We start from the raw sequence: 11,051 nt of genomic DNA, 5'->3' as shown, positions 1-11,051 counted from the left end.
CGCGCATCGGGAGGAGGGACGATGCGCACGTATTGAACGAGCCCAGAAGTGACACCACACATTACCCCGCCACCCACCGGTACCGTCCCTGTCCAGGCCTCCCCACGCCAGGAAACCCCTGAAGCGCCGGAAGCGCCAAAGCGCGGCCGCTTTTCGCGACTTCCGCAACTTGCCGGTGCAGGTTTCCTGCCTTTGGGCCTCTTTGCCCGGCTTCCGCTGGCCATGCTGGCCGTGGGCACCCTCACCCTGGTCACGTCCGCCAGCGGTTCCTTTGCCGCCGGGGGCACCGCTGCGGGCGCTGTGGGCATCGGCTCCGCCCTGGGGGCACCTGTGCTGGGATCCCTTGCCGACCGGAAGGGACAGCGGCCGGTCCTTTTGCTGGCGGCAGTTCTCAATACAGTGGCCGTGCTTGCCCTGGTCTTTGCCGCCGGTAGCGCTGCGGTCTTGGACGGGTTCGCGCCGCCGGTCCTCGCCGCCGCCTTCGCGGCCGGTGCCACCTGCCCCCAGGTGGGGCCCCTGGCCCGGGTCAGGTGGATGGCGCTTACTGCCAATGCGGGAGGTCCAACGGCGCCGCCAAATGCTGCCGCCCGCGACCTTGACACGGCGCTGTCCTACGAGAGCACCGCGGATGAGGTGACTTTTGTCCTTGGGCCGGCGTTGGTGGGAATCCTGGCCAGCTTCGTGTCGCCCTGGCTTCCGTTGGTTTTGGCGGCGGCCATGACCATCACCCTGGTGCCCGTCTTCGCTGTGCATCCCACCCACCGGTCCGTGCCGGCCCGCCGGGGCCCGGCAGGCGGCAAGCACGTGCCTGCGGCGAAGCTGCCGGCGGCCGTGGCCCTGCCGGTCCTCGCCATGGCCTGCATGGGCACCTTTTTTGGATCCACCCAGGCTGCGTTGAGCGCCTTCTCCGCCGGGCTTGCCGGACCTGAAATCGCGGGCCTGCTGTATGCCGTCATGGGCCTCAGTTCAGCGGCGGCGGCCCTGTCGGTTGCTTACTGGCCGCGCCGGGCAGGCCTGGGGCTGCGATGGGTGTCCTGTGCCGTCCTGATGGCGGGACTGGCGGTCCTGCTGCTGGTACCGTCGTCGCTGCCCATGATGGCGCTGGTCCTGCTGGTCCTTGGCCTCCCGGTGGGACCGGTCATGGTCACCGTTTTCGCCGTGGGCGGGAAGGTGGCACCGGCCGGCAGGCTTGGCACAGTGATGACTGCCCTGGCCAGCGGCATCGTTGCCGGGACCGCCGTCGGCTCCTCCATAGGGGGACAGCTGGCCCAACTCCACGGGGCAGCCGGCGCATTTCTTGTCCCGCTGTGCGCAGCGGTGGCCCTGGCGCTGCTCGGCGCGGGAACCGCCGTCGTCCTTCGCCGGCGGACCTGACCCGTTCCGCGCGGTGGCCGCGGAGCATTTCGCGCCGTTACGCCAGCTGGCGCTCGATCCTGGCCGCGCTCTCCGCGATGGCTGCGCCCACGGTTTCCGGATCATGGGCGGACCGGATATAGACCACCGCCAGTGCGGCCGGACGCCCTCCGGGGACGCGGATGGGTGCTGCCAGCGACGAGACGCCGGCGATCACTTCGTCATGGCTGGCCGAGTAGCCCTTCCGCCGTGCCTCCGCTGCTTCCGGACGGTAGGGCGTCCCTGTCGAAAGCCTGTCCCACTCCTCCTCCGAAAGGGCGGACTGGATGGCAATGCCGGGTGCGCCGGCGTTGATGGGGTGGCGGGTGCCGGGGTGCTGCGCGACGGTTGCCCCCGAGTGCCTGGGCTCGACAGTGACGAGGGTGATGCAGTCGTGGTGGTCCCAAACCGCGATGAACGCTGTCATGTCCAGTGAGTTTGCCAGCTGGGTGAGCTCCGGCAAGGCGGCGCTCTGCAGGTTGCGTGAGACTCCCCGTGCCAGGACGGCCAGGCCGGGCCCGGGCTGGACCCGCCCGGCGTCGTCGCGCACCAGCAGCGAATGGTCTTCAAGAGTTCGCAGGATCCGGTACGCCACTGAACGGTGGACGCCCATGGCGTCGGCGAGTTCCGCGATGGTCATGGGACCGGGCGCAGCTGCCATGATCTCAAGGGCGCGAATGCCGCGCGAGAGAGTCTGGGAGGGCGAAGCCTGGACCGCGGGTCCTGCCGGGGCTGCGGCTGCGGTGGGAGTCATGGAGTCCATCCTAGATCCGCGGACCTGTTTGCTGTGTCCTTTATGGAACGTTCAGTTCAAATATCGAACTGAACCGCTGGTTCGCCGTTCACCGCAAAAATCGACCACACCGTGTCCCGTATCACAATTTCCGTAGTACCCTACTAACTAACTGACCGTTCTGTCGGTAATCCTGAAGGCGTACGGGCAGCCCCGCTGCCCGATAAACAATGGAGTTTCAATGACCACACCTTCCAAGGTGGATACACTCGCCGGTCCCAGCACCCGGCGTGAGGAACGCAAGGTCCTCGCCGGAACCCTCGTCGGCACCACCATCGAATGGTACGACTTCTTCATCTTTGCCCAGCTGACCGCAACGCTGCTGTCACCGCTGTTCCTGGCACCGCTGAACGAGTCCAACCCGGGCCTGGCGCAGATCCTTTCCTTTGCCCTCATTGGCATCAGCTTCCTGTTCCGCCCCCTCGGCGCAGTCATCGCCGGGCACCTGGGCGACCGCCTGGGGCGGAAGGCAATGCTGGTCTTCACCCTGGTGATGATGGGCGCGGCCACTGCACTCATCGGCATGCTGCCCACGTACGCGCAGATCGGTGCATGGGCCCCGGTACTGCTGATCCTGCTGCGGGTTATCCAGGGCTTCTCGGCCGGTGGTGAATGGGGCGGCGCTGCCCTGATGGCCGTCGAGCACGCACCGGTAAACCGCCGCGGACTCTTCGGCGCCTACCCGCAGATCGGCGTGCCCGTCGGCATGATCCTTGCCACCGGCCTGCTGTTCTTCCTCAACACCGGCATGTCCAAGGAAGACTTCGCGGCCTGGGGCTGGCGTGTGCCGTTCCTGCTGTCCATCGTCCTGATCGTGGTGGGCTACCTCATCCGCCGCGCCGTTGCCGAAAGCCCGGTGTTCCAGGAGATGGCCCAGCGGAAGAAGGAGAGCAAGGCGCCGCTGGGTGAGCTGGTCAGGAACCACAAGCTTCCGGTCCTGTACTCCACGCTGATCTTCATCGGAAACAATGCGGCAGGCTACCTGCTGATTGCGTTCTTCATCTCCTACGCCACCAAGACCCTGAAGATGCCCACGCCGCAGATCCTCCTGGCCACCACGCTGGCGTCCTTCGGCTGGCTGATCTTCACCCTGGTGGGCGGCTGGCTGTCCGACCGCATTGGCCGAGTCAAGACGTTCCTGATCGGCTACGCCATCGTCTTCGCCTGGATGATCCCGATGTTTGCCCTGATCGATACCAAGGACATCATGCTCTACGGCGTCGCCCTGTTCGTCCTGACGATCGGCCTGGGCCTGTCCTACGGACCCATGTCCGCCATGTACGCAGAGATGTTCCCGGCCGAAGTGCGGTACTCCGGCATCTCCATCGGGTACGCCTTCGGCGCCATCCTGGGTGGTGCCTTCGCAGCGACCATCGCCGAATCCCTGCTCCAGTCCACCAAATGGACCGGCTCGATCGGCATTTACATCATGGTCCTTTGCGTGATTTCCGCCGTCGGTGTGGTGCTGGCCAAGGAGACGAAGGGCCGCCCGCTCGGCGTCAGCAGCCACCACTGATCCCACCGTCCCGTCCGCGTCCTGGCCGGGCGCGGACCTGCAACACACCAGCAGCCCGGACCGCGAGGTCCGGGCTGCAGGTGCGTTCGCGGCAGTTCTGAACCTGGGCCCAAATCAATCCGGGCTGCCCGGGACGTCCGTGAAGCCTAGACCGCCAGGAACGAAATGGCGGCCTGCTTGAATGCCCGGCTGGTAATGGCATTGGTATGGTTCCGGCCGGGCAGGACCAGTTGCTCCGCCATGGACCCGGCGCTGCGGGCCAGTTCGGCAAGCCTGGGCAGGGTGTGGGCCCGCTCGTCCTTGTCGCCGACCACCAGCAGCATCGGAACATGGGGGACTGCTTCGGCGGGGTCGTACGGTTCAGCCTTGATGGCCTCCACCAGTGACAGCAGCGCGAAGATGTTGTTGCTCGGCAGGAGCAGGGCCATTTTGAGCAGCTGGGCAGTGGACTCGTCACTGATGGGCGTTCCGTCTGCCAGGTAGTCCTGGGCGGCCCGGAGGTCGAACGCGGCGAGCGGATCCGAATCGTTGGGTCCGCCAAGCACCAGCCGGTGCACCAGCTCGGGCTGGGTTGCGGCGAATTCCCAGGCGAGCCGGGAGCCCAGCGAATAACCCACCACGTCCAGCCCGCTGGAAGGATCACCGTCATGCAGGGGGCGCGCGCCGGCGTCGAAAACTGCCTGCAGCAGGTCCGCCCTGATTTTGCTGGGGGAGTACGAATCGCGGTCCTCCGGCGCGCCGCTGCGGCCGTGGCCCGGCAGGTCGACGGTGATGATCCTGCGACCGGCCTCAAGCAGGGCCGACACCCAGCCGGTGTCCTCCCAGTTGAGCTTGGAGGATGAGGAAAAGCCGTGGAGCAGCAGGACCGGCCGCAGCCCGGCGTCGGAGGCGGGTTCATGGACCGCGACGTACAGCTGCGGGTCGGTCCCTTCAACGGTATGCCCCTGCTGCTGTCCGGTGTGCCTGCCGCTCATCGTGTCAGTTCCCCAATCAGGTACGGCGCCTGGGCGGGCCCGGCGCGTCGGTGCGTCTTCCTTTGAAAGGTACCCGCCACTCTACCTGTTGGCCAACCGGTTACGGCCGGCCAAACGGGCCCCGGCGGCACAGGCCAGCGCGATGCCGGCGATCAGGGCGAAGGTGCTGAAGAGCTGGACGCGGCTGTCCTCGGCGCTGAAGCCGACGGCGAAAATGAGTCCCAGCAGGACCAGGCCCGTGATGGTCAGGCCGGGGAAGCCCTTCATCCGCAGGGGAAGCGGTGTGCCGTCGCGGTCCGCCTGCCGGCGCAGGATCAGCTGGGAGACCAGCGCGCTGCCCCACACCACCAGGCACGTGGATCCCACCAGCTGGAAGAGGGCAGGCAGGATCCGTTCCGGGAACAGGAGCTCCAGGACGGTGGCGATGAAGCCGAACGCCACCGAGACGGCAACGGCGAGCAGCGGCACGCCGGCACTGTTGAGCCGGGTGAGGACCCGGGGCGCCTCCCCCCGTTGCGAGAGCGAATACACCATGCGCGATGCGCCGTAGAGGTTCGCGTTCAGCGCCGAGAGGAGTGCGACGACGGCCACGAGGGTGATGGCGGTCGAGGCGCCGGGGATCCTGGCAGCGTCCAGTACGCCGGCGAAGGGCGAGGCGAGGCCTTTGGACGTGGCCGGCAGGACGGCGGCAATGACGAAAACGGAGCCAATGTAGAACACCAGGATGCGCCACACCACGGTCCGGATGGCTTTGCCGACACTGCGTTGGGGGTCCTCGGTTTCAGCTGCTGCCACCGAGACGATTTCCGTGCCGCCGAATGCGAAAATCACCACGAACAGGGCTGCCGCGACACCACCAAGGCCCTGCGGGGCAAAGTTGCCCGTGAGGTTTGCCGCGCCGGGGGATTCGACGCCGGGCAGCAGGCCCAGGAGCAGGGCGGCGCCGACGGCCAGGAACAGGACGATGACGGCAACTTTGAGGATGGCGAACCAGAACTCGAACTCACCGAAATTGCGGACGCCGGCCAGATTGATGCCGGTAAAGACCACCATGAAAAGCAGTGTCAGCGCCCAGACCGGCACCACGGGCCAGACGGAGAACAGCAGTCCCGCGGCGCCCAGGGCCTCAGCGGCAATGACCACCACCAGCTGCAGCCACCACAGCCATCCGATGGTGGCCCCCGCCGTCCGGCCCAGGGCCCGCTCGGCGTATACCGAGAAAGCGCCGCTGGCCGGGTTGGCAGCGGCCATCTCGCCCAGGGCCCACATCACCAGGATGATCAGTGTTCCGGCTACGAGATACGAGACGAGTACCGCAGGTCCAGCTGCCTGGACACCGGCGCCGGACCCCAAGAACAGCCCTGCGCCGATGGCGCTGCCCAACCCCATCATGGTGAGCTGGCGCGGCTTCATGCTGTGGCCGGCTGCGGCGTTCGTGGGGATGGCGGCGGACGTGGTCCGGCCAGACTTCGTCGTCATGGGGGCAATGCACCTTCTGGGGGCTGGTGGGTGGGGCGGCCCGCTGGGGGCCGGGGTCCTCGTGGGACCTTTTGAATTTACCGCCTCCGGAACGTGCCCGGAAACGACGGCAGGAAGGAAGGGGGTGGAACGCCGGCAAAACCGTTTCCTTTCGCGCCGCCCGTGGCACCAGGCGGAGGCGGCAGAAATATTTCCATTTCGGGTGTGCGGGGTCTTAGAATTAGTTTTGGTCAAGATGACCATAACTAAGCGAAGAGGGCGCCCGGGGCGGTCGACGGTGACGGAAGGCGGTGAACCGGGTGTACTACAGTTCGGCGAACGTCTCCGAGCGCCAGGCGGCGCCGCCGTCGCTGGCCATTTCCACGGTGATCTTCGCACTCCGGCCCAGCGAGTCCTCAGGCCGGCCCACGTTGTGGCTTCCCCTGGTACGCCGCATCCGGGAGCCCTTTAAGGGACTGTGGGCCCTGCCCGGCGGACCCCTCCGCCACGACGAGTCGCTCCAAAGCGCCGCGGCCAGGAACCTGCAGGAGACCACCGGCCTCGCGCCCCGCTACCTGGAACAGCTGTATGCCTTCGGCGGCCTGCACCGCTCACCCACCCAGCGGGTGGTGTCGATCGTCTACTGGGCGCTGGTCCAGCCCACGGAAGCTGCGCTCGCCGACGAATCCGAAAACGTGAGGTGGTTCCGGGCCGACCGCCTGGGCGAGCTCGCCTTCGACCACAACGCAATCGTGGACTACGCCCTGGGACGCCTGCGGAACAAGCTGGCCTACGGCTCGGTGGCCTACCACCTGCTGGGCGAGTACTTCACGCTGGCCCAGGTCCGCGAAGTCTACGAAGCCGTCCTGGACCGGCAACTGGACCCGGCCAACTTCCGCCGGCAGCTCAAATCGACTCCGGAAATCGAAGAAACCGGGGAATACCTCCAGGGCGGCAAGCACCGCCCGCCACGCCTCTACCGCTACACCGGCCGGCCCGGCCTTGACCCAGACAACAGGAGCACACCATGAGCAGCGTCAACACGGCAATCCAGCTGATCACGCGCGAACAGGCCGAGAAGGGCGCCGCCGCTAAAGGCGGCACCTGCAGCCCGGCGCTGGCCAAGGGCCCGTGGGACTACGACCTGGCCGAGGCACTCGCCGGTGTTCCCGCCTACGGCCCGGGCGCCTCCAGCGCGGACCCCGCCCCGGCGTCCACCCCGCGCCAGGGCCAGCTGCCCGATGAGTACAAGCTGGCCAGTGACGCCGAACTCGGCGAACGGATCAAGGCGGCCAAGGCAACCCTGGGCGGCCGCGCCGTCATCCTCGGGCATTTCTACCAGCGCGACGAGGTCATCCAGTACGCAGACTTCGTCGGGGACTCCTTCCAGCTCGCGAACGCCGCGCTCACCAGGCCGGAAGCGGAAGCCATCATCTTCTGCGGCGTCCACTTCATGGCCGAAACCGCTGACATCCTTTCCACCCCGGAGCAGGCAGTCATCCTGCCGAACCTGGCCGCCGGATGCTCCATGGCCGACATGGCCGACGCGGATTCCGTGGAGGAGTGCTGGGAACAGCTCGAGGAGATCTTCGGCACCGAGCCTGACGCCGGGGGCCGGGTCCCGGTCATTCCCGTCACCTACATGAACTCCTCCGCAGCCCTGAAGGCGTTCTGCGGTGAACACGGCGGCATCGTCTGCACCTCCTCGAATGCCAGGACGGTCCTGGAGTGGGCGTTCCAGCGCGGCCAGCGGGTCCTGTTCTTCCCCGACCAGCACCTGGGACGCAACACGGCCAAGGCCCTGGGCGTGTCCCTGGACCAGATGCCCATGTGGAACCCGCGGAAGGACCTGGGCGGCAATGACCAGCAGGCGCTCCTGGACTCCCGCGTGATCCTCTGGCACGGGTTCTGCTCCGTCCACAAACGCTTCAGCGTGGCGCAGATCGAAAAGGCCCGGGCCGACTTCCCCGGCGTGCAGGTCATCGTGCACCCCGAATGCCCCATGGAGGTGGTGGATGCAGCGGATTCCGCCGGCTCCACCGACTTCATCAAGAAGGCCATCGCCGCCGCCACCGGGCCCACCACGTTCGCCATCGGTACGGAAATCAATATGGTCAACCGGCTTGCCGCCGAGTACCCGCAGCACACCATCTTCTGCCTGGACCCGGTGATCTGCCCCTGCTCCACCATGTACCGCATCCACCCCGGCTACCTCGCCTGGGTCCTGGAGGAACTGGTGGCCGGCCGCGTGGTCAACCGCATCACTGTGGACCACAACGTGCAGGCCAACGCCAGGACGGCGCTCGAGCGCATGCTCGCCGCGAGGCCGTAATGGCGCGCCGGCTGGCCGTCGTCGGAAGCGGCATCGCGGGCCTTTACGCTGCCCTGCTTGCCACCGATGCCGGCGCGGACGTGGTGCTGCTGACCAAAGGCGCGCTGGACCAGAGCAACACCTGGTACGCGCAGGGCGGCATCTCCGCCGTCCTCGCCGAACCTGCCCCGGGAGATACCGTTGACGCGCACATCGCCGACACCCTGCGTGCCGGGGCCGGGCACTGCAACGAGGCCGCGGTCCGGCTGATGTGCACGGAGGCGCGGCGGGACATCGCCGGCCTGCAGCGCTACGGCGTTGCCTTCGATGGGGGGCAGGCCGGGGAGGGAACGGCTGGGGCCACGTACGACGCCGGCGGCCCGGCCCTTGGGCTCGAAGCAGCCCACAGTGCCCCGCGGATCCTGCACGCAGGAGGAGACGCCACGGGTGCCCGCGTCGCCGGCGCGCTGATCCAGGCCGTCCTTTCCCGCAGGGACGCGGGAAAGCTCACCATCCTCACGCACACCCTGGTCACCGCCCTGGTGGCCCGGGACGGGCAGGTGGCCGGAGTCAGGTACCTCCAGGACGGCCGGCCAGCGCAGCTGGACGCGGATGCCGTCCTGCTCGCCACCGGGGGAGCAGGCCAACTGTTTTCCCAGACCACCAACCCCGCCGTTGCCACCGCCGACGGACTCGCGCTCGCCGTCCGCGCCGGAGCGGCAGTGGCAGACCTTGAGTTCTTCCAGTTCCACCCCACCTGCCTGGTCAGCTCCGCCACAGCACATCCGGCCCGGCTGGACGGACCACTGCTGATCTCCGAAGCCGTCCGCGGCGAAGGCGCCGTCCTGCTGGACTCCGGCGGACGCCGCTTCATGCAGGCCTACCATCCCGATGCCGAACTGGCGCCACGGGACGTGGTCTCCCGCAGCATCGCCCTCCACCTTGCCAAGCTGGGTGATCCCACCGGGCACGTCTACCTCGACGCCCGGGGCCTTGAGCGGGCCCGTGGCAAGGGTTTCCTTCACCAGAGGTTTCCCACCCTCACCCGCAAAACCCTCGACGCCGGCATCGACTGGACCCGCGAACTGGTCCCCGTTGCCCCGGCTGCGCACTACTGGATGGGCGGGGTAACCACGGACCTCAACGCCCGCACCAGCGTCCCCGGCCTCTACGCGGCCGGCGAGGTTGCGTGCACCGGTGTCCAAGGGGCTAACCGGCTGGCCAGCAATTCCCTCCTTGAGGGGCTCGTCTTCGGCCGCCGCGCTGTTGAAGACTTCCTCTTAGGTACTCCTGCTTGGGGCTCGCCTGACGGCGCGACGGACGGACTGGACATAACCCGCGGGAGTCGGCTGTCCAGCTTCGGTGGAGATGGGGGTCTGGATACTGCCTTCTCCCGGGACGCTCTTCGCCGCCTCATGACCTCGCACGCCGGGGTCCTGCGGTCCGGGGAATTGTTGGCTGAGGCTGCTTCCACTCTTGACCGGTGGGCCGCCGTCGTCCGTCCTGATCTGGAAGGCGCTGCTGACCCTGTTGCCTGCGAGGACCGGAACCTCCTGTTGGCCGCGCAGCTGCTGGTCAGCGCCGCCCTGAACCGGACCGAATCCCTGGGGGCGCATTACCGCAGCGATGAACCCGTCGAAACTGCCCACCTGTCTTCCCACCGCCCGAAAGCGAGCCTGCTCCATGACTGACCCCGCCGTGATCGACCAGGCAAAGCCCCTGCGCCCCGCGTTGGACCTGACCCTGCCGCCCGCCCCCGTCAGGGACATCCTGGAGCGGGCCTTCGCCGAGGACGCCCCTTCCGGCGACATCACCTCGCAGCTGCTCATCCCCGCCGGCGCCCGCGCCACCGCCGTCCTGAACGCCCGCGTGGCGGGCGTCCTGAGCGGAGCCACCGTCTTCCGCGACGCCATGCAGCTGGTGGACCCCGCTACGCAGGTGGATCTGCTGGTGGCGGATGGGGAAACGTTCGACGCCGGCACGCACCTCGCGCGGGTCACCGGCACCGCCCGCTCGGTGCTGCTGGCGGAACGCGTGGCGCTGAACCTGGTCCAGCGGATGTCCGCCATCGCCACGAAGACCGCCGAATTCGTGCGGCTCGCCGAAGGTACCCGGGCCCGCATCACGGATACGCGCAAGACCACCCCCGGCCTGCGCATCCTGGAACGGTTCGCAGTCCGATGCGGCGGCGGTGCAAACCACCGGTACAGCCTCTCCGATGCCGTGCTGGCCAAGGACAACCACCTCGCCGTGATGACAGGCGGGGACCCGGCCAAGCTCACGGCCCTCCTTCTGGCCGCCAAGGCGCAGCTGGGACACACCACCCACTTCGAAGTCGAAGTGGACCGCATGGACCAGATCGAACCCGTGCTGGCAGCCGGCGTGGACACCATCATGCTGGACAACTTCAGCATCGACGAACTCAAGGCCGGGGTGGCCCTCGTCGCCGGCCGGGCCCGGGTGGAGGCAAGCGGGAACGTGAACTCCGGAACGGTCGCGGCCATTGCGGCCACCGGTGTGGACGTCATCTCCGTGGGCGCACTCACCCACTCCGTGGCCGCGCTGGATCTGGGCCTTGACGTCGAACTGGCCGCCCGGTGACCCTGC

General features: G+C 67.8%; 9 protein-coding genes. 6 read left to right on the top strand and 3 right to left on the bottom strand.

What is annotated here, in order from left to right; genetic code table 11:
- Positions 1 to 48 precede the first annotated feature (48 nt).
- A complete protein-coding gene (locus NIBR502770_RS09875) occupies positions 49 to 1,374 on the top strand; it encodes an MFS transporter (RefSeq protein WP_371416507.1) in 1,326 nt (441 codons plus the stop codon).
- Positions 1,375 to 1,411: 37 nt separating this feature from the next.
- Here NIBR502770_RS09875 and NIBR502770_RS09870 read toward each other — a convergent pair whose 3' ends face one another.
- Positions 1,412 to 2,146 carry an IclR family transcriptional regulator gene (locus tag NIBR502770_RS09870; protein WP_141181805.1) on the bottom strand — a complete coding sequence of 245 codons (735 nt, stop codon included), beginning with the start codon at positions 2,144 to 2,146 and terminating at the stop codon, positions 1,412 to 1,414.
- A gap of 220 nt (positions 2,147 to 2,366) precedes the next feature.
- Here NIBR502770_RS09870 and NIBR502770_RS09865 point away from each other — a divergent pair, with 220 nt between their 5' ends.
- The gene (locus NIBR502770_RS09865) at positions 2,367 to 3,701 is read left to right on the top strand and encodes an MFS transporter (protein WP_141160090.1); all 1,335 of its coding nucleotides are present in this window, start codon (positions 2,367 to 2,369) and stop codon (positions 3,699 to 3,701) included.
- A 146-nt stretch (positions 3,702 to 3,847) separates the two neighbouring features.
- Here NIBR502770_RS09865 and NIBR502770_RS09860 read toward each other — a convergent pair whose 3' ends face one another.
- Both NIBR502770_RS09860 and NIBR502770_RS09855 read right to left on the bottom strand, forming a co-directional pair.
- Positions 3,848 to 4,675, bottom strand: a complete 828-nt coding sequence (locus NIBR502770_RS09860; RefSeq protein ID WP_141160091.1) for an alpha/beta fold hydrolase — start codon at positions 4,673 to 4,675, stop codon at positions 3,848 to 3,850.
- A gap of 81 nt (positions 4,676 to 4,756) precedes the next feature.
- Positions 4,757 to 6,154: an amino acid permease gene (locus NIBR502770_RS09855; RefSeq protein WP_141181804.1), complete on the bottom strand. Its 1,398-nt coding sequence runs from the start codon at positions 6,152 to 6,154 to the stop codon at positions 4,757 to 4,759.
- 299 nt (positions 6,155 to 6,453) lie between these two features.
- On the opposite strand from NIBR502770_RS09855, the gene NIBR502770_RS09850 reads away from it, so the two are divergent.
- Genes NIBR502770_RS09850 through nadC form a run of 4 tightly spaced genes read left to right on the top strand, consistent with a single transcriptional unit; the run spans position 6,454 to position 11,045 of the window.
- Complete coding sequence (locus NIBR502770_RS09850) at positions 6,454 to 7,164, top strand: NUDIX domain-containing protein (RefSeq protein WP_370871392.1); 711 nt, start codon at positions 6,454 to 6,456, stop codon at positions 7,162 to 7,164.
- Positions 7,161 to 8,465 (top strand): quinolinate synthase NadA, encoded by a 1,305-nt coding sequence (gene nadA, locus NIBR502770_RS09845; protein ID WP_141181803.1) that lies wholly within the window; start codon positions 7,161 to 7,163, stop codon positions 8,463 to 8,465. Before NIBR502770_RS09850 ends, nadA begins: the two co-directional genes overlap by 4 nt.
- Positions 8,465 to 10,135 (top strand): L-aspartate oxidase, encoded by a 1,671-nt coding sequence (nadB, locus tag NIBR502770_RS09840; protein WP_141181802.1) that lies wholly within the window; start codon positions 8,465 to 8,467, stop codon positions 10,133 to 10,135. The genes nadA and nadB overlap by 1 nt, the downstream gene beginning before the upstream one ends.
- A complete protein-coding gene (gene nadC, locus NIBR502770_RS09835) occupies positions 10,128 to 11,045 on the top strand; it encodes a carboxylating nicotinate-nucleotide diphosphorylase (RefSeq protein WP_141160096.1) in 918 nt (305 codons plus the stop codon). Before nadB ends, nadC begins: the two co-directional genes overlap by 8 nt.
- Positions 11,046 to 11,051 lie beyond the last annotated feature (6 nt).

This window comes from Pseudarthrobacter sp. NIBRBAC000502770, from assembly GCF_006517815.1.
In the GTDB taxonomy this organism is placed as follows: Bacteria; Actinomycetota; Actinomycetes; order Actinomycetales; family Micrococcaceae; genus Arthrobacter; species Arthrobacter niigatensis.
This window is presented reverse-complemented; position numbering and strand designations above follow the sequence as displayed.

What these genes read in the sequence shown, in the direction of transcription:
- nadC (WP_141160096.1), top strand. Translation starts at nt 10,128, where the DNA reads ATGACTGACCCCGCCGTGATCGACCAGGCAAAGCCCCTGCGCCCCGCG.
- nadA (WP_141181803.1), top strand. Translation starts at nt 7,161, where the DNA reads ATGAGCAGCGTCAACACGGCAATCCAGCTGATCACGCGCGAACAGGCC.
- NIBR502770_RS09865 (WP_141160090.1), top strand. Translation starts at nt 2,367, where the DNA reads ATGACCACACCTTCCAAGGTGGATACACTCGCCGGTCCCAGCACCCGG.
- NIBR502770_RS09870 (WP_141181805.1), bottom strand. Translation starts at nt 2,146, where the DNA reads ATGACTCCCACCGCAGCCGCAGCCCCGGCAGGACCCGCGGTCCAGGCT.
- NIBR502770_RS09855 (WP_141181804.1), bottom strand. Translation starts at nt 6,154, where the DNA reads ATGACGACGAAGTCTGGCCGGACCACGTCCGCCGCCATCCCCACGAAC.
- nadB (WP_141181802.1), top strand. Translation starts at nt 8,465, where the DNA reads ATGGCGCGCCGGCTGGCCGTCGTCGGAAGCGGCATCGCGGGCCTTTAC.
- NIBR502770_RS09860 (WP_141160091.1), bottom strand. Translation starts at nt 4,675, where the DNA reads ATGAGCGGCAGGCACACCGGACAGCAGCAGGGGCATACCGTTGAAGGG.